Genomic DNA, 17846 nt, shown 5'->3' on the forward strand with positions numbered 1-17846 from the left:
TGCGAATATGCATATTGTTTGATATGCACTACTGGCTTTATGGCGGGGGGCCCAAGTTCACATGGGAACTGGCACATGCCATGATCGCGCGGGGTCATGAGGTCAGCATTTACAGTTCTGCCACATCAAAAAAAGAGCCTCCGTACAAATTTGACGCTCGCATACGGATGTTCAGGGTCAGCCTGTCAGACAAGCACGAAAATATTGCCTTGCTGAGGAAAAAAATCTCACAAGAAAATTACGATGTTGCCCTCTCCATGCAGGGTGGAGCAATGCAACTCTATTGGGCTGTCGTCCTCATGGGAACAGGCATTCCACTGGTATACTCCGAACACAGCTTTCCGGCCAGGGTGGAACAATTCTGGAGTCGCCCAGGAAGGCTGGCAGCCATGAGTGGAGCTGACGCCATACATCTGCTCCTGCCAGAGTTCATCAATTCTTTGCCCGCGTGGCTGCATGATCGGGTGACATTTATTCCCAACTCTGCGCCAGACGTGGTTGCCCCTGCGGCAAAACATCAAACGAAACCCCTCACCCTGGTAAGCCTTGGGCGCTTTGCTGCGGTCAAGCAGATACCACTACTGGTTGAAGCTTTTGGCCTGCTGCACGACCGTTTTCCCGACTGGATGCTGGATATATGGGGCTATGGCGAAGAGGAAAACGCCATCCTCAAAGCCATCGCCCAAAGTCCGGCAAAATCGGCAATACGCATGCGCGGCATTGCCGACCTGGCGCTGGGCATATTCGCTCAGGCGCAGCTTTTCTGCATTCCCTCGCGCTGCGAAGGTTTTGGACTGACCGTTCTTGAAGCCATGTCGCAGGGGACTCCTGCCATTGGCTTTGCCGGGTGCGCAGGCGTGAACCACATAATCAAAGATGGCGAAAACGGCCTCCTGGCGCCGGAAATGACCCCGCAAAGCCTTGCCGACACCTTGGCCAAAGCCATGGGTAGCGCAGGATTACGCAGCACGCTTGCTCAGGGAGCCTTAAAGACCGCGCAAGAATATGCCCCAGGGCCGATTTTCGACCAGTGGGAAGCATTACTGCTCAGCACTGCATCCATCAAGGGGCATACGCGCATGGACGCCTTTAGCGAAGAACCCTTTGCATCCATGGCGCGGCTTTCTGCGGCAGCCCGAAGGGAATGGCTATTCCGCGATTTCGGTAGGCCATGGCCCGGCACTCTGCGCTGGTATGCCGAGGCCGCGCGTACAGCCGCCTCAAAATTATGGAAAAGCTTTCAAAGGAGATTTGAATAATGATCCCCCGCGCCAACATCCAGCCCGTTTGCTGCGATGATCTTCCCGTGTATGCCTGCCCCACAGATCAGGAACTGCGTCTGGTGGAAGAAAGCGGACTATTTGACGAGGCATGGTACAGGCGCTGTTACCTTTTGGTACGTACCGCCACCATGCCGCCCCTTGTGCATTTTTTGCGCTACGGCCCCAGAAAGGGTTATCGCCCCAACGAATTTTTTGATCCACTCCTGTATCTGAGCGCCTTTCCAGACGCTTTGGCCTCTGGACGCAATCCCCTGCTCCACTTTCTGCAACATCTGGATAAAGATTTTTATGCGAGCAGCAGTGACCAGAGGGCACAGCTCCCGCAGTACACCAAGCCGCCCCTTACGGTTCTTATGAGTGTATTCAACGGTGAAGCGCACCTCAAAGAAGCCGTGGAAAGCATTTTGGGCCAAACCTTTTCCAACTTCATTTTTCTGATCATCGACAATGCTTCAGAGGATGCCACGGCAGCTATCCTGGCCGAGCACGCGCGCAATGATTCGCGCATCCGGGTTGTGACGAACGAGAGCAATCTCGGCCAAACGGGCGCCCTGAACAAGGGGCTTGCTCTAGTGGATACGCCCTATGTCGCCCGGATGGACGCGGACGACATAGCCCTGCCCGACCGGTTTTACCGTCAGCTTGTTTTTATGGAGGGGCATCCAGATGTGGCGGCCCTTGGTGGCAGTATCCTTGGCATTGACAAGGACGGAACCCCAAATGGCTGGTCATGGCGCCCCCCCTGCACCCCCGAAATGATCAACCTCGATATTTACACATGGCAGGGACGCGCCATTCCCCACCCAGCCGCCATGTTCCGTACGGAAGCGCTGCAAAAAGTGAAGGGATACTGCCCGGCGCTGAACTATGTGCAGGATTTCGACTTGTGGCATAGGCTGCTTGAAAACGGCTGCGCCATCGCCAGCATAGCTGGGGACCCCTTGCTGCTGTACAGGCAGTATGAACGCGCCAATTCAGACAGAAACGCCATAAAGGCACTGGAACATGTACTGGCGCTCATAGCTTGCGACAAACGGAATAATGGTGAACAAGATCCACTGGAACACATAACGGAACCCACCATAGAACTGGCGCAAAGATTGCTTACCCCAGGTACATCCGGCGCTTTTGCATGGCTTGCCTCGCTGCCGGAGATACAGAGCGAAGACAAGAAAGAACTCATAATCCCCGCTCTACGCAACGCTTTGCCCTATCCGGAAGCCATGCCTGCGGGCTTTCCGCTGGATGCCGTTCTGCGCTGGTATGCGGAAGAATACCCGCACCAGGCCTGTCAGGCCTTGGGCCAGGCCGCCCCTGACATAAAAGAAAAAATGCAAAACATGCTCACCAAGGCAGAGCTGCATTCCCAGGCAAGCTGCGCACTGCGGCACACGTTTGTTCCCCTGCCGGTTCCCCAGTGTATCCCTGTTCAGAATAGCAATATATGCAATGCAAACTGCGTTTTTTGCCAATACAGCCTGAATATTGATAAAAAACGCATCATGTCTTTTGAACTCTTTAAAAAAATTGCTGACGACTTTTATAAAGAAAGGAAGGATGGGATCATCCATTTTATTGGAACAGGGGAAGTTTTTACCGATAGAAACATTATTGAAAAAATAGCATATACAAAGAGTCTTGGCCTCAAGGCATATATAACAACAAATGGAACGCTCTTTCACAAATGGAACCTTGTGGAAAGAACACTGAATCTTCATCCTGAACGTATATATATTTCAACGCCTGGATTTTCTGCTGATGCATATGCCACATTGTTTGGCGTTAACAATTACGATGAATTCTTTCCTGCGCTTATCAACTTTTTTCAGTATAAAGAAAAAAATTGTCCACAAACGCATATCGGCTTTGGCTTCCGTTCCAACCGCACGTATGAGGATGTCGTTAACGATGATGACTACAAAAAACATGTAAAATACTTTGTTGATAACAAAATCATCTTCAACGAGCTGAATCGGTTTGAGTTTGACAGTTGGTCTGGGCAAATTTTTTCCAAAGCCGGTTCAAGAATAAAGATTGTCGATCACAGTAATACTCAAAGCCTGTGCCCAAAGCTGTATACACCACAATTATGTACTCTTGCCGATGGAAGCTTGAAGTTGTGCGGATGCACGTATATTAAAACAGAATATGACAGCATGGTGATAGGCAATCTTGCATCACAAACAATCTCGGAATGCCTTAGCCAGGAATCTATTCACACAATGTTTAAAAATTATTTGATAGATAAAGAAATACCCGAGATATGCCGCCAATGCACGCGAGGCCATGACCGATGATGCATCTGCAAATTATTCCAGCCTTGCATTGCTACGCGACATACATATAAACAGATAAATCTCCAAATCATGAATTGTTGCTAAATGTAAAGGAGGACATTGACACGCCGCCATCAACATCCACCATCAAACAGACAATAAAATTTCGATTATTCCGGCATACCTGAGCGATTCAACGAAATGTGGAGGGCTTGAGCAGAGCTAGTGATGTTACGCTTGCCGTCCGCGCCCACGCGGACTTTTATGACGCATCGCCATATCGAAATACCTACAACTGCATCTGGAACCGCCAATAATACCATATGGAATGTTTGCACATTGTTGACGCAATGCCGCCGCCCCAATGTAGCGGAAAAATACTTCTGTGGGATCGTTTTTCAGAAAACGATTCCATAGACAGTATTCTTGACCTGCAAGAACGCTATTTCCATGATACACGGGCGGAATTTCTTTGCTTTGTGCACAATTTTGGAGAGCATTCCATAAATGGCCGCCCATTGCGCGATTATCTACGGCTGCCTGACGGTTTCTCCCTCTGGTGGCTGACGCGAATTTTTGAACGGCATCCGGCATTCTTTGGGGCCAACCTGTTTGAAGTTTTCAAGCTGCGCGCGCTGGAACATCTGTTGCTCGGCATGCAACCGTCTTCTGTTTGCCTGCACACAAACAATACGCAGCTTGCGCGTACTGTGCGCGAACTCTGCAAAAGCCAGCGTATTCCCTTTGAGCACTTTGCGCCAATGCAGGCAAACCCCGCGGGCGCGTATCAAGCAGGCCGTTGCGTACCCTCCAGCACAGATTCCGCCACTACCGCCACAACTGGCGCATCCCCCCTTCAGGACATACTGACCCGCCTTCGCCGCAGCGCAATAGCCAACCGGACAATAAACGCATTCCAGATCACTCGCCACGCATGGCACTGGTGGCGCAAAGTTCGTTCACTATTTCCCAGAGCACCCAAAGTTGCCAAGCGCTCCGGCCTGCTGCTCGGCACCTGGTTTCCCAATGTAGACGCAAACGCGGCAAAACAGGGGCGCTTTCGTTCAAAATATTGGGAAAGTGTCCACGATATTATCCCAGAATGCGGCAAGCCTGTGCACTGGTTCTTCATTCACGGCGACCCTGTGAGCAAGGCCCCGGAAAATATCCGCCTGCGCGACAACTTGTTGCAGAACGAACCAGACAATGTCGATATGACCTTTCTGGAAGAATGCCTCACCCCGCGGGGAGCTTTAAGGGCATGGCTGTGGGCCATGCGTGTTGCCTGGAATGCACGGGGATTATTGCGGTATTTGCCAGCAACGATGCGCTGGCCCGATTCATGCCTCAACGTGTATCCCCTGCTGGCTGGCATCTGGAAGGAATCCACCCAGGGCGAGCACCTGATGCGCATGTGCTTCACCCTAGAAGGCATACGCCGCTATTGCGCCCTTGTTGGCCCCCAGGACACCGTAGTAACCTCATCTGAACTGCAATCCTGGGAAAGGCTGCTATTCCGAGAGCAACGCAACCTTGGCTGTAGGCGCATCTACGCTGCCCAGCATTCCGTCATCCGGGATGCGGACTTTCGTTTTTTTGTTGCACAACCTACCTGGGATATTAACGAATTTTGCCAGTGCATGCCTGACAAATTTTTCTGCAACAGCGACGGCGCGTATCAAGCCATGCACAAGAGCGGCTTTCCCGAGCACCGCCTTGACATGCTGGAAGCAACACGCTTTATCGGCATATCCGCATCAATGCCGCCGCTGCATGGCACGCTGTTCAGGCGCATTCTTGTCGCAACTTCCTACTTTGCACAGGAAGCACTGCGAACACTGACCATTCTGGCGCAGGCCATGCGCCTGTCAGACCACCCGCTGCTGGGCAACGTGCTTATCAAACCGCACCCATACCTTCCTGTGGACGCCATGCTGGCCCAATTGTTTGTTTCGCCACCGCGGCAGGTTTCCGGCTCCATCGAAAGCCACATGACGCCAGGCACGGTTGTTGTGGCCGACAGCGCAACCTCTGTGGGATTGCTCGCTTGCTATAGAGAATTGCCACTTATAGAATGCGTCCCTGAAAACAATTTTGACATGAGCATTACACAAGGTGTGGCGGAAAGAGTTTCTGTCAAAAATGCAAGTGAACTTGTTCAAGCGCTGCACACAATAAAATCAACCAGGGCAAACAACTTTTTTTGCACTACTCCGGGCATGCCTCGCTGGCATAACCTGCTTTCTGGATCCAACATTTAAGCAATATGAATTGTAATTGCATAGAAATGCTCTGGTTCAGGTGCGCACGCATACATAGCGACCAATCACTCCAAGTCAGATTATGAAAAGGGTGTTGTCATGAGGCGTTCATATCAATGGCACTGGCACTATATTCCTTTTTTTGCGTTTTCAAAACTTTCTTTTTTTAAAATTGCTGATAAATTATTTTATAACTCCTTTTATGAAGAATTTCAGAAAAGATACACTTCCCCAGCTCAACTTAGTGAAACCTACAAGTTGTTTAAGGAGGAATCTCTTGATAACATTCTCCAAAATATCGACGTAGATTCTGAAAAAAAAGTTCTAAGTATTTCTTGCGGAAATGGATATGTTGAGCACAGATTATTGCAAGAGCGGCCCAATATAACACTATACTGCACAGAATTATCTGAAGAAATACCGTCGTTTTTAGACAAGAATTTTTTGAAAAATAACTTGCGTATTGGGTTTGTTCCAGAATGTCTTAAGAAAGAAGACAAATTTGACATTATATATATCATTGAAGTTGATTATTCCATGTCAAATACACAATGGGTTGATCTTTTAAAAAGTCTTGGCGACTATCTAAATAAAGACGGCATCATAATAATCCATTCAACATATGAACATTATTATTTTTCTATACGCAGATACATTGAACAGTTTATTTCAACAATCCAAACCCTGGTTAATCATTTTTTACTAAAAAAACCTGTTCAATTATGGGGATGGAAAAGATCAATACAAGAGCATATCGCGCTATGTAAAAAGGCTGGCCTCCATGAAATCGATATTCAGACCAATGACGGGGCACTGGTTCTGACGTACTTCAAAGCAAGACACGACAAAAGAAACAAAGCATTGCGGGAATGCTACCTCCGCATGGCTAAAAAAATTTCTGGCGAAAAAGTCTGGTTTTGGGGAGCTGGAGCAGCTTATGAATATTACAAACAGAGCGTTGCATGCCTCTGCCCTCAAGGCATGATTCTGTCACCAGAATTTGCACAAGCAACGCCAAGCGTTGATGGCATTTCCGTGATCCCGCCGCAAGTTGCGGCAGCCCAAAATAGAAACATACCTATAATCTTATTCACGCGAGCACAGCATCACGACGCCATGCTAAGAAATATATGGGAATATTTTGGAAGCAATGCCAACATACACCCAGTCATTTTATACTAACAATCCATGTAAATCAGCATGATAAACAAAATAATTCTCTATTCAGGCACTCATGAGCAGTTTTTTTTCTCATTTCTAAACAAAACATTTCATGAAAAATTGACTGAATTAGGATTTTTTTTCGCTGAAGATTTTTGCTCAACAGCACACAGCTCCGCATATATTACCAAGATAAATGAACTGTGCGAAAAGCATGGAGACAGCAGACTGCCAGCAGCTCTACGAATTATTGAGAAGGAAGCAACCGGGCACGAGGCCCATACACTATGCTTGGGCCTACTTTCTATCCGGCCAAGAGTATACGCCTTCCGCAATCTTGTGCAGGCATGCAGACATATTTTTCCGGACGCGACGCTGAGCATTGCTCTCGATAAATCACAACGCGATGATATAATATTTGAACGTTACTATTCATATACTTCGTTTCGTCTTTGCAATCTTGAATTTAACCGCTTTTATAACGTAAGAAATACTTTTTGCGAAAACAATTTCAGCGATTTCATTAAATATTTGCTTCGCACTTTTGATCAAAAAAACAACTCGCTTATAACAATTGAAGATGTAGCGGACTTACTGCATATAGATATAAAAAGTCCACTTTGGGTAAACAGTTATCAGCCTCTGTGCTTTCCGATGATTCCACGCGAAGTCCTCAGTTTTGCCCAGACAACGTTGATGGATAATACCCTTCCACTGCCTCCCAATACAGTCTTCCATTGGCCCACCCAGCTTCACCGGTTTATAAACAGCGACTATCCGGCTTCACCTCATAGTCTGCTTGGGCCAAAACGCCGCACGGAGCTGCTGGCGCAGCGGCAGGCGGACAATCTGGAGGCTGCCCGGCTGCTGGGCCAGGAGCGCCTTTTTGACGAGCCGGAGCCGGAGCCGGATTGGCAACCTTTTTTGGGGCTTGATGCAGCAACCGCCTTCAACATAGCACAGCATCTGGATACGGACTTCGCCCAGGCACGCATGGCAGAACTGGACGCCATACCTGCGCATTTCCTCCAGCACGACCAGCGCCTTGTGCAGCAAGCCCTCCACGATGTTTGCGACAACACAGCAGAACCGTTGCCCTCCAGCATCAGCATAGCGCCAGAGCCACGGCTGTCAGTGCTCACTCTTGCATACAACCATGCGGAGTTTATTGCCCGAAACATTGAAAGCATTCTAGCACAGCAAACCAGCTTTCCTGTTCAGCATATCATTGCCGATGACGGGTCAACCGATGGCACGCAGAAAATCATTTTGGACTTTGCGGCCCGATACCCACATATTGTGCCCGTATTTCGCAAGGACAGAAACAAGGCCGGCTGGAGAAACGTTCAGGCTCTTTTTGACATGTGCCGTACGGAGTACGCGGCGCTGTGCGATGGGGACGATTACTTTACCGACCCCGCGAAACTACAAATTCAGGTAGAGTTTCTGGATCAGCACAAGGACTGCGCCCTGTGTTTCCACCCTGTTAAGGTCGTGTACGAGGACGACTCAAAACGCGAGCGTGTATACCCACCTGTGGAGCAGCTTCCGCGCGGTATCAAACCTTTTTATTATTTAAGCGACTTGCTCAAATGCAATATTATCCAGACCAACTCTGTTGTGTACCGCTGGCGGTTTCGGAACGGACTGCCCGAGTGGTTCAGACCCGATTGCTGCCCTGGTGACTGGTACTGGCATCTGCTGCATGCAGAATTGGGAAAGATCGGCTTTATCAACAAGATAATGAGTGTGTATCGCAGACACAAAAAAGGCATTTACTATCTTTCAGAAGTGGATCGCCTAAAACATAGGGCTACAGTAGGCCAGAGAGAAATTGAGGTTTACGACATCATCAATAAACACTTTGACAATAAATATAAATCAATTCTCCTCGATCTTGTTAACGGTGTGTTTGCAGATTGCCTCATGTATGATTCCAGCAGAGAACAAGATGAAGAATTTAATCCAGTTCTGCCCACGTTGGTCGAAAAGTACCCCGATTTTGCCCGCCATTTTCTCGAATCGTTGAAACTGGTGAGTGCAAAAAATACCCCCGTTGCCTGACGCAAGCACGCTACCCGTGCTGTAAAGCAAACGGCAATTCCGCTGCCTGTCGCCGCGTCCTCCCAGGTTGCTCCGGTGAGCGCCAGAACGCCCAATTGGCACATCATTCAGTTTTCGACCGGATTGCAGCGTAAAAAATACAATAAAGCTGGGCTGTAATCTCGTTCCCTTATTTTGCCCTCTATGCCCGCGTGTGCCAATCTGCACCAACTGCGTTGCACTTTATGTGGTTGACTCTGCCTCAAACACGGGCGCTTAGCCTCCGCGAAGAAATAAAATCAAATAAATAAAAAAGGCGCTTACAGCCATAAACTGCAAGCGCCTTTGAATTTGGCGTCACCAACGGGATTTGAACCCGCCTTAGCGGCTTGGTGTACAACCAGACAAAATTGAACAGGTCTTTGCAAAAAGAAAGGGCGCGAAGATCACACCCTTCGCGCCCGATAAAACGGCAATTGCCACATAAATTAGCACACGGTCAAATTGCCTCACTCGGAAACATGGCGTCACCAACGGGATTTGAACCCGTCTTAGCGGCTTGAGAGGCCGCCGTCCTAACCGGATAGACGATGGTGACAACGAGGAGTTAAATAAGGCCCTCAAGCCTTATTTGTCAAGCAGTTCATATGCAGGGCGGTAAAATCAGCCGTTGCCGTACCTGCGTTCAAGGTGCTAGGTATGGAGTTGCCGCTGGCGGCGGCCCAAATCTGAAGGAAGGAGCAGCCCTCATGAAATCTCGTCTTCACCTTCCCCTGCTTATCGCCTGTTTTGCCTTGTTGGCCGCATGCGGCGGCAAGGTTATTCCCACGCGCGACGGCGACATGCCCACGTGGATGGGGACACTGGAAGACCTCCGGCGCTACCCGCAGAATCTGGATGTGTACGCTAAGGCCGCAGGAGAAGACAAACTGCTTGTTTCTCCTGCCGAGCAGGCCAATCAGGCGGCCAGATTTATGCGCATCACCTTTGGCCCGTGGGAAATGGCCAAGACCTCCATCCGCAAGCGCGATGTGGCGGTGCTGTTCAACAAGGCGCGCGGCTACAAAATTGGCGATGTGCGCTGGACGCAGCCGGAATGGGATGCCATGAGCGCCAACGCGGCTCTGGGTTCCTACCCCTCGCGCAGCCAGGCAGCCATAACCGTGCGTAACGCCAATCTGCGCGAACTGCCCACCAATGAGGCGCGTTTTTCCGAACCCACGCCAAATCCCAAAGCCAATCCCTTTGATTATTTTCAATACTCCCTGCTGCCCGTGGGCACACCGGTGCTTATCGCGCACACAAGCCGTGATGGCCGCTGGCACTATGTGGAATGCCCCGTGGCTGGCGGCTGGGTGGCGGACGAAGATCTGGCCCCAGTCAGCCCTGAATTCAAATACATGTACCGCAACAGCACATTTGCAGCCCTGGTGCGCGACCGCGTGAACCTTGTCACGCCTGCAGGTTCCATATTAGCCAATATCGGAGCATTGCTGCCCATGCGTAGCGGATATTCCTCGCCCGCAGACGCCAGCTCCGGCGGGCAGGCCGCAATTGAGCTGCTTGTGCCCATACGCGGAGCAGACGGCATGGCCCAACTGGCCCCGGCGTCGCTTACTACAGCAGACGCCGTTCCGTGGCCCATGCGCATGACCCCTGGCAACGTGGCCAAGGTGGGCAATTTCATGATCGGCCAGCCTTATGGGTGGGGCGGCATGTTCGGCGACAGGGATTGCTCTGCCCTCACGCGCGAACTGTTCACGCCCTTTGGCATCTGGCTGCCGCGCAACTCCGTGGCGCAGGCGCGCACTGGCGCGGTTAACATGCTTGAGGGCATGACAACCGAGGAGAAGGAAGAACAGATTCTGCGCAACGGAGTTCCCTTCCTCAGCCTTGTGGGCATGCGCGGGCATATCATGCTGTATGTGGGCAAGTATAATGGACGCCCCGCCATTTTCCACAATGTGTGGGGCGTACGCACAGTTGAGGGCAGCGACACTGATGGCCGTTTTGTTATCGGCAGGGCCGTTGTCACTTCCATCACCCCCGGCGCCGAGCTGAAAAACCTTTACCGTACAACGACGTTTGCCGACAGGCTCCGCACGTTGAGTACCCCGGCGGATACCCTTCAGTGACAGAACTGCGCCATACAACAACAGCCGAGGATGCGGGCCAGCGACTGGACCGCGTGCTGCATCAGGTTGCCTCCGAGATGTCGCGGGCAGCGTTGCAAAAAGCCGTTCAGGCCGGGCACTGTCAGGTGGACGGCCTGCCGGAAACCCGCGTAAATGCCAAAATGCGGGCCGGGCAGACCATCACGTTGCGCCTGCCGGAAACCGCCACGACCTTGCAGGCTGAGGAAGGACACCTCGAGCTGCTCTGGCAGGACGAACACATGGTTGTGTGCAACAAGCCTGCTGGCCTTACAGTGCACCCCTGCCCTTCCTGCCCAGAGCAGACCCTGGTGCAGCGCCTGCTGGGGCGTTTCCCGCAACTGGGCAGGATTGAAGGCCAACGCCCCGGCATAGTGCACCGGCTGGACAAAGACACGAGCGGCATCCTGCTGGTGGCACTGACTGAGCAGGATCGCCTTGTACTCAGCGCGGCCTTTGCACAGAGGGAAGTACACAAGGAATATCTGGCCCTTGTGAGTGGTAGGCCGCCCGCAGAGGGCGAATGCCGCGAACCCATTGGCCGCCACCCCACAGCCAAGGTCAAGATGGCCGTTGTGCCGGAATCGCGCGGCGGGCGCGCAGCCCATACGGAATGGAAAACCCTGTGGACAGCGCCCGACAGGCGCTTCTCCTTGCTTGCCGTGCGCATCCATACCGGGCGCACGCATCAGATACGCGTACACATGACCCACATTGGGCATCCCCTGCTTGGCGACAGGCTCTATGCGCCCAAAGCCTTGCAGGCCCTCGCCCCGCGCCAGATGCTGCACGCATGGCGCATCAGCTTCATCCACCCGGCCACGGGCGCGGCCATGAATTTTGCCTGCCCGCCGCCGGACGACATGCTCATGGCCGCGCTTCAGGGCTGCCGCCGCATGCGCCGCGTGGTGGTAACGGGCAATCCCGGCAGCGGCAAATCAGCCTTTTCCCAGTGCCTGGCCGGTATGGCCGTGCCTGTGTTCAGCGCTGATGCAACGGTTGCCGCCCTGTACGCCCCCCATGGAGAGGCTGCACAATGGATCGGGCAGATCGGCGGCAGCGCACTGCTTACTCCAGCCGGCGCAGTAGATAAAACCGCGCTGCTTGAGGCCATGCGCACCAACCCCGTGCTGCGCCGCGAGGTGGAAAACATGGTGCACAGCCTGACGCACAAGGCGCTGGAAGCATTCTGGATACAGCAGGAATCTCTGGGTGTGCCGCTGGCAGTGGCCGAAGTGCCTCTGTATTTTGAAACAGGCTGGCAAAACAGCTTTTCGCCAGAACCGCACGTTGTCGGAGTGCGCTGCGCCATGCCCCTGCGCGCGCAGCGCATAGAAGCTAACCGTGGCTGGACGCAAGACAAGCTGGAAGCTATTGAGGGCTGGCAATGGACGCAAGACCGCAAAATGGCCGCCTGCAACACAGTTGTGGATAACGAGGGTTCGCTGGAATCTTTATGCGCCCAGGCCCAGGATTTTTTGACAAGCATGCGCACACAGGATCAGAAGGATGAACAGGCCCTTGCGCTGCACCTCGCAAGTCTGTGGCAGTAACTACTGGAGTCAGATACTGTCTATCCACTCAAGTTCCATGAGTTTTTCACCTAATTTGCCATTTCTTGACACAATTCGCAGTATTCGCGTATAGGCTATCTTTAAATTTTCAGACCAAAAGCATCAGTTGAAGTAAAACATGTCAGACGCACAACAGCCGCATCAGGGCAATCTAGCCAATCCCCTGGTGCTGGCCTTGGAAATATCAAGTTCAGCCCTTCTGCACGTCAGCAAAGAGCCTTTTCTCAGAGCAGCCATGGCCAGTATTGGCGAATCCTTGCACTGTGAGCAGGTGTCTCTTGTAGAATTTGACGATGATCAGTGGTCTGCCCCTGTAGTCTGGCGGTCGGGCATTCGCAGTGCAACGGCAGATATGCCAGCGGCAACGCTCAACGACATGTCGCCGGTGTTGAGCCTGTTTGAAGAGGGCAAAAGCCTGTGCGTTGCCGATACCTCGGCCATGCCCGAAGGCCCGCAAAAAGCCCTGTTTCTCTCCCGTGGAATCAAATCGGCAATCTGCGTGCCCATCGCCCACGATGGCCAGCTTTTTGGCGGCATCTGCCTTTTGCGCCACCGCTATCGCGGGCAATGGTCCATCGAGGACTCCAGCCTTTGCTATCTTTTGGGCAGCATCCTTGCCATCACGCTGACGCATTTTCGTCTTTACGGGCAGTTACAGCGCAAGCACAGACAACTGCACGATATTCTTGATGCATTCACTGACCCTGTCTGCATTGTGGATATGGAGACGTACAAAATTCTTTTCGTCAACAATAGTGTTGAAGAAACATATCCGCGCAAAGACGGCACCTTGTCCAACATCTGCTATAAGAGGCTCATGGGGCGGGATACGCCCTGCCCCTTTTGCACCAATGCCATTATTGCCGCCTCCAGCGAGCCATATCAGTGGACGTATGAAAACAAGACCACCAGGCGCACCTATACGGTGGTGGACAAGGCCATCAGGTGGGACAACGACAAAACGGTTCGCCTCAGCATTTCACGCGATGTGACTGACCTGCTGCAAACCCAGCACGAAAAACAGGATGCCGTGGTGGCCTCGCAGGCCAAAAGCGAATTTCTGGCGCACATGAGCCATGAAATCCGCACGCCCATGAACGGCATCATTGGCCTCACTCATCTGGCCCTGCAATCCAATCCCAGCGACGAGCAGAAAAACTATCTGCAAAAAATCCGCACTTCCGCCACAAACCTGCTGGCCATCATCAACGATATTCTGGATCTTTCCAAAATCGAAGCCAACAAGATGGTGCTGGAAGACGCCAACTATCCGCTAGAAGACGTGCTTGAATTCGTGCATACCTCGCTGCGCTTCCCCATTGAGCAGAAGGGGCTTGAGTATGAATGCAAGCTTGGCGACGATGTGCCGCTGAAGCTCTGGGGCGACAGCCTGCGCCTCAAGCAGGTTTTGCTCAACCTCATGAACAATGCCGTCAAATTCACCGCCGAAGGGCGCATAACCCTGCGAATTGACCGCGAAATTTCTGGCGACAAAGACAGCCTGCACTTCAGGATTGCGGATACGGGCATGGGCATCAGCCGCGAATACCAGCAGCACCTTTTTGATCCCTATACCCAGGCCAATGCGAGCATCAGCCGCCGCTTTGGCGGCACCGGCCTTGGGCTGAGCATCTGCAAACGCATTGCGGAACTCATGCACGGCGCGCTGTGGTGCGAGAGCGAGCTGGGCAAGGGTTCCACCTTCCACCTGAGCATCCCCTGCACGCCTGCCCGCAATATATATTGCCCGCAGGAGCAGGCCGTCGCCACGGCAGAGCCGCTGGACGGGGCCGCAGAATGCAGCATTCTTGTGGCGGAAGACAACGAGATCAACGTGGAAGTATTGCGCGCCATGTTGCGCCAGCTGGGCTTTGAATGCGATGTTGCGCCCAACGGCAAGGAAGCCCTGCGCATGGCCATGGAAACCCCATATGATATTGTGCTGATGGACGTTAACATGCCCGTCATGGACGGCCTGACCGCCACGCGCGAACTGCGGAACATGCTGCCGGGAAATGACGAACAAAAAGCCCTGCCCATCATTGCCCTTACCGCCGCGACCCTGCCTGACAACATCGCCGAAATCATCAACGCGGGTATGAACGATCACATAGCCAAGCCCTTCAGCATGGCAACCCTGCGCAATAAACTCGCCAAGTGGCTTAAGCTCCACTGAGCACCCCGACAAATCATGCCTGCCGCAAAAGTTTCCAAAACCAATGCCGCCAGAATTCTTGAAGGCCTGGGCATTCCCTACGAACTGCACACTGCTGACGTGGACGAAAATGACCTGTCAGCCGTAACAATGGCGCACAATCTTGGCGTTGACCCTGCCTGCGTGTTCAAAACCCTGGTAGCCAGAGGCGACAAAACAGGCGTGCTCATGGCCTGCATCCCCGCTGCGGCGGAGCTTGACCTCAAGGCGCTGGCCGCCGCATCTGGCAACAAGCATGTGGAAATGGTTCCGCTCAAGGATGTTCGCCCCCTCACCGGCTATATGCGCGGCGGCTGCTCCCCCCTTGGAGCCAAGAAGGCCTATCCGGTTTTTGTGGACGAAAACGCCATTCTGCTTGAAACCATCTTTGTGAGCGCAGGCCAGCGCGGCGTTCAGCTGCGCCTCAAGCCGGATGATCTGCTGCGCGCCGTTGAAGGGCAGTACGCACCAGTGGCGCGCATTTAGTTGCCCACCCGTTATTTTCTGCATAAAGCCTCCGGCCGGGGCAGACAATCACAAGCTGCCGCGTGGGTATCTCAATACTTCACGGAGCGCATGCTCTGCCATCTGCCCATCCGACAAGGAGATCATGCATGCAGTATTACCACGCAGATGTGTTTTGCAAAGAACCCATGACCGGCAATGGTCTGACTGTTTTTATTGCCAAGGCCTTTCCCCAAAGCGCTGTAATGCAGCAGATTGCCCGTGAATTCAGGCAGTTTGAAACAATCTTCCTTGTGCGGCGCGGTGATGCTGCTTTTGATGCGCGCATCTTTACCGTTGAGGAAGAACTGGATTTCGCCGGGCATCCCATTCTGGGCGCTGCCGCGGCTGTGCAGCACGAATTTTTGCAGGAGGCCTCCAGCACGGTTCTGTTCAACCTGAACAGCAAGCAGGTTTCTGTTTTTTGCACAGCGCAGGGTGATTTTTATGACTGCTGTATGGATCAGGGGCCAGCGGAATTCATCTGTGCGCCAGAGCCGGAAGAATATGCACACTTTTTGCGACCGCTGAATCTGGCGCCGCACAATGTTGCCGCCGGATTCCCCCTGGAAGTAGTATCCACAGGGCTGCCCTATCTGCTGGTGCCCCTTGCCTCAGGGCTGGACCAAGCCCGCATTCTCGTGGCGGATTACGAATCGCGGCTTGCACAGATCGGCGCAAAATTCGCCTATGTTTTTGACGTCAACGCCGTAGAAGGCAGAACATGGGACAATGCTGGTCTGGCGGAAGACGTGGCCACGGGCAGCGCCGCAGGGCCGGTAGGGGCCTACCTGTACAAACACAACAGATTTTCGCCCACACAGGAAATACTTCTCCGTCAGGGGCGCTTTGTGGGGCGTGACTCGGAAATCAGCATCCGCAAGGACAAAGCCAGCGGCAACATGCTGGTGAGCGGTCAGGTTCGCCTGCTCGTACGCGGGGAATGTATACAGGGGATGTAAACCAACCTGCGTTCACAAGCTCCTCCAACAGGCGCAAAATTTAAGGCCCGTCTCCTTCTCTGCCTCGGCAGCACAAGGGAACGGGCCTTTTCAAAACTCACCGCAAGGGTGTTGGATTCCTGGCTTAACCTTCGTCACTCAAAGGGCGAAAGCTCTTTTTTGTTGCCCCGCATACAGGGCACTTCCAGTCTTCAGGCAGATCTTCAAAACGGGTTCCAGCCGGTATCTTGTGGCGTTTGTCGCCCCGGTCAGGGTCGTAAACGTAACCGCAATTAACCATCTGGCAACGCCACATATCCTTGGGTTCAGCCATCTTTTGCCCCGCCTGTTAGCCCGCTGCGGGCGTTGCGGTCACAAAGCCCTTGCTGGCAGGGCCGGTTGTGGAAGGCGTACCGGCAATCTTGGCAAGGTAGGTGTCGCCAAGTTTTTTGATATGCCCGTCAATATTGTCGTAATAGGTCAGGTGGGCCTGCTCTTCGTCAATGATCCGTTCAAAAAGACGGGCAGAAACAATGTCGCCCGCATCCTTACAGATGGCAAGAAAACCGCTGTAAGCCTCGATGGTGACTTCTTCCTGATTGGCGTCAGCCTCATAGATAGCAGTCACTTCCTGCCCGGTGACAATCTTGCCGTCTTTCTGGGTGGTGGGCTCGCCGCCCAGTTCCTTGATGCGTTCGGCAAAATTTTCGGCATGACGCATTTCGTCAATGGCGATAAGCTTCATGTTGGCAGCAAGCTCGCCATAATCCATATCGTCCAGATTGTAGTGCTGGTTCATATACTGATGGATGGCGAACAGCTCCATGGCGCGCGCCTTGTTCAGTACTTCTATGACTTTAGCCTTCCGGCTTTCCCTGTTTTCAGCCATGACGCAAGCTCCTTGGTTATAACAGGTTCAAGATGCTATTTGCATAATACGAATAGCAAAATCTCACAAGCAGCCACCGCGCACACGGAAAAACATTCGGACAACAGTTACTGGGTTATTTCAAGCGATCTCGCGCAGGTTTCGCACACGCCGTCGTATTCCACCCGCGAACTCAAAATGCTCGCAAAACCCATTGCCTGCATGCCTTCAACTGTGGGGGCCTGCTTGACGTCTTCAACATCGCCAACCCGGCCGCAATAAATGCAGCGAACATGCTGATGGTTTGAAATGTCACCGTCAAAACGTTTGGTTGATCCGGCAGCTTCCAGACGGCGGATCTCGCCGCTGTCTGCCAGAAAATCCAGATTCCGGTACACAGTACCCAGGCTTATTCGGGGCAAACGCTCGCGCACGATGCTGTACAGCTCATCCGCAGTTGGATGGCTCTTGAGCTTGCGCAGTTCTTCCAAAATAACTGCCCGCTGCCGGGTCATTCGTGTTTGTGTTTGAGCCATGCCAGCCTCCAGTGTTGCTAAAAATTACTGTTATCGCGGATTACTGTCAAGC

The 17846-nt window shown here is 52.6% G+C and carries 13 protein-coding genes and 1 tRNA gene; 10 read left to right on the plus strand and 4 right to left on the minus strand.

What is annotated here, in order from left to right; all coding sequences use genetic code 11:
- The first annotated feature begins 23 nt into the window (after positions 1-23).
- The 5 genes from ACUZ9Q_RS08915 to ACUZ9Q_RS08935 all read left to right on the plus strand — a co-directional run bounded on the left by ACUZ9Q_RS08915 (position 24) and on the right by ACUZ9Q_RS08935 (position 9045).
- On the plus strand, positions 24-1259 hold the full coding sequence (locus ACUZ9Q_RS08915) for a glycosyltransferase (RefSeq protein ID WP_225530094.1): 1236 nt from the start codon (positions 24-26) through the stop codon (positions 1257-1259).
- Positions 1259-3580 carry a glycosyltransferase gene (locus tag ACUZ9Q_RS08920; protein ID WP_449247713.1) on the plus strand — a complete coding sequence of 774 codons (2322 nt, stop codon included), beginning with the start codon at positions 1259-1261 and terminating at the stop codon, positions 3578-3580. Before ACUZ9Q_RS08915 ends, ACUZ9Q_RS08920 begins: the two co-directional genes overlap by 1 nt.
- Before the next feature lie 302 nt (positions 3581-3882).
- Positions 3883-5820, plus strand: coding sequence for a TIGR04326 family surface carbohydrate biosynthesis protein (locus ACUZ9Q_RS08925; protein WP_449247714.1), 1938 nt, complete (start codon positions 3883-3885; stop codon positions 5818-5820).
- 99 nt (positions 5821-5919) lie between these two features.
- On the plus strand, positions 5920-7002 hold the full coding sequence (locus ACUZ9Q_RS08930; RefSeq protein WP_449247715.1) for a methyltransferase domain-containing protein: 1083 nt from the start codon (positions 5920-5922) through the stop codon (positions 7000-7002).
- Between the two features lie 18 nt (positions 7003-7020).
- Positions 7021-9045, plus strand: a complete 2025-nt coding sequence (locus ACUZ9Q_RS08935; protein ID WP_449247716.1) for a glycosyltransferase — start codon at positions 7021-7023, stop codon at positions 9043-9045.
- A gap of 501 nt (positions 9046-9546) precedes the next feature.
- On the opposite strand, the gene ACUZ9Q_RS08940 is transcribed toward ACUZ9Q_RS08935, so the two are convergent.
- A tRNA-Glu gene (locus ACUZ9Q_RS08940) sits at positions 9547-9622 on the minus strand.
- A 151-nt stretch (positions 9623-9773) separates the two neighbouring features.
- On the opposite strand from ACUZ9Q_RS08940, the gene ACUZ9Q_RS08945 reads away from it, so the two are divergent.
- The 5 genes from ACUZ9Q_RS08945 (at position 9774) to ACUZ9Q_RS08965 (ending at position 16411) form a co-directional block, all read left to right on the plus strand.
- On the plus strand, positions 9774-11159 hold the full coding sequence (locus ACUZ9Q_RS08945; RefSeq protein ID WP_192113792.1) for an NlpC/P60 family N-terminal domain-containing protein: 1386 nt from the start codon (positions 9774-9776) through the stop codon (positions 11157-11159).
- The gene (locus ACUZ9Q_RS08950; protein ID WP_449247717.1) at positions 11156-12730 is read left to right on the plus strand and encodes a dephospho-CoA kinase; all 1575 of its coding nucleotides are present in this window, start codon (positions 11156-11158) and stop codon (positions 12728-12730) included. The genes ACUZ9Q_RS08945 and ACUZ9Q_RS08950 overlap by 4 nt, the downstream gene beginning before the upstream one ends.
- Before the next feature lie 139 nt (positions 12731-12869).
- Complete coding sequence (locus ACUZ9Q_RS08955; protein ID WP_192113790.1) at positions 12870-14927, plus strand: ATP-binding protein; 2058 nt, start codon at positions 12870-12872, stop codon at positions 14925-14927.
- A gap of 15 nt (positions 14928-14942) precedes the next feature.
- Positions 14943-15431, plus strand: coding sequence for a Cys-tRNA(Pro) deacylase (gene ybaK, locus ACUZ9Q_RS08960; protein WP_215648650.1), 489 nt, complete (start codon positions 14943-14945; stop codon positions 15429-15431).
- A 128-nt stretch (positions 15432-15559) separates the two neighbouring features.
- Positions 15560-16411 (plus strand): PhzF family phenazine biosynthesis protein, encoded by an 852-nt coding sequence (locus ACUZ9Q_RS08965; protein WP_449247718.1) that lies wholly within the window; start codon positions 15560-15562, stop codon positions 16409-16411.
- Positions 16412-16535: 124 nt separating this feature from the next.
- Here the strand turns inward: ACUZ9Q_RS08965 and ACUZ9Q_RS08970 are convergent, their stop codons facing one another.
- The 3 genes from ACUZ9Q_RS08970 to ACUZ9Q_RS08980 all read right to left on the minus strand — a co-directional run bounded on the left by ACUZ9Q_RS08970 (position 16536) and on the right by ACUZ9Q_RS08980 (position 17794).
- Positions 16536-16724 (minus strand): rubredoxin, encoded by a 189-nt coding sequence (locus ACUZ9Q_RS08970; protein ID WP_022659169.1) that lies wholly within the window; start codon positions 16722-16724, stop codon positions 16536-16538.
- 15 nt (positions 16725-16739) lie between these two features.
- Positions 16740-17279: a bacterioferritin gene (locus ACUZ9Q_RS08975; RefSeq protein ID WP_022659168.1), complete on the minus strand. Its 540-nt coding sequence runs from the start codon at positions 17277-17279 to the stop codon at positions 16740-16742.
- Between the two features lie 107 nt (positions 17280-17386).
- Entirely contained in the window at positions 17387-17794 is a 408-nt protein-coding gene (locus ACUZ9Q_RS08980; protein ID WP_022659167.1) for a Fur family transcriptional regulator, read from the minus strand.
- Between the last annotated feature and the right edge of the window lie 52 nt (positions 17795-17846).

The sequence above is a fragment of the Desulfovibrio desulfopostgatei genome (assembly GCF_053570645.1).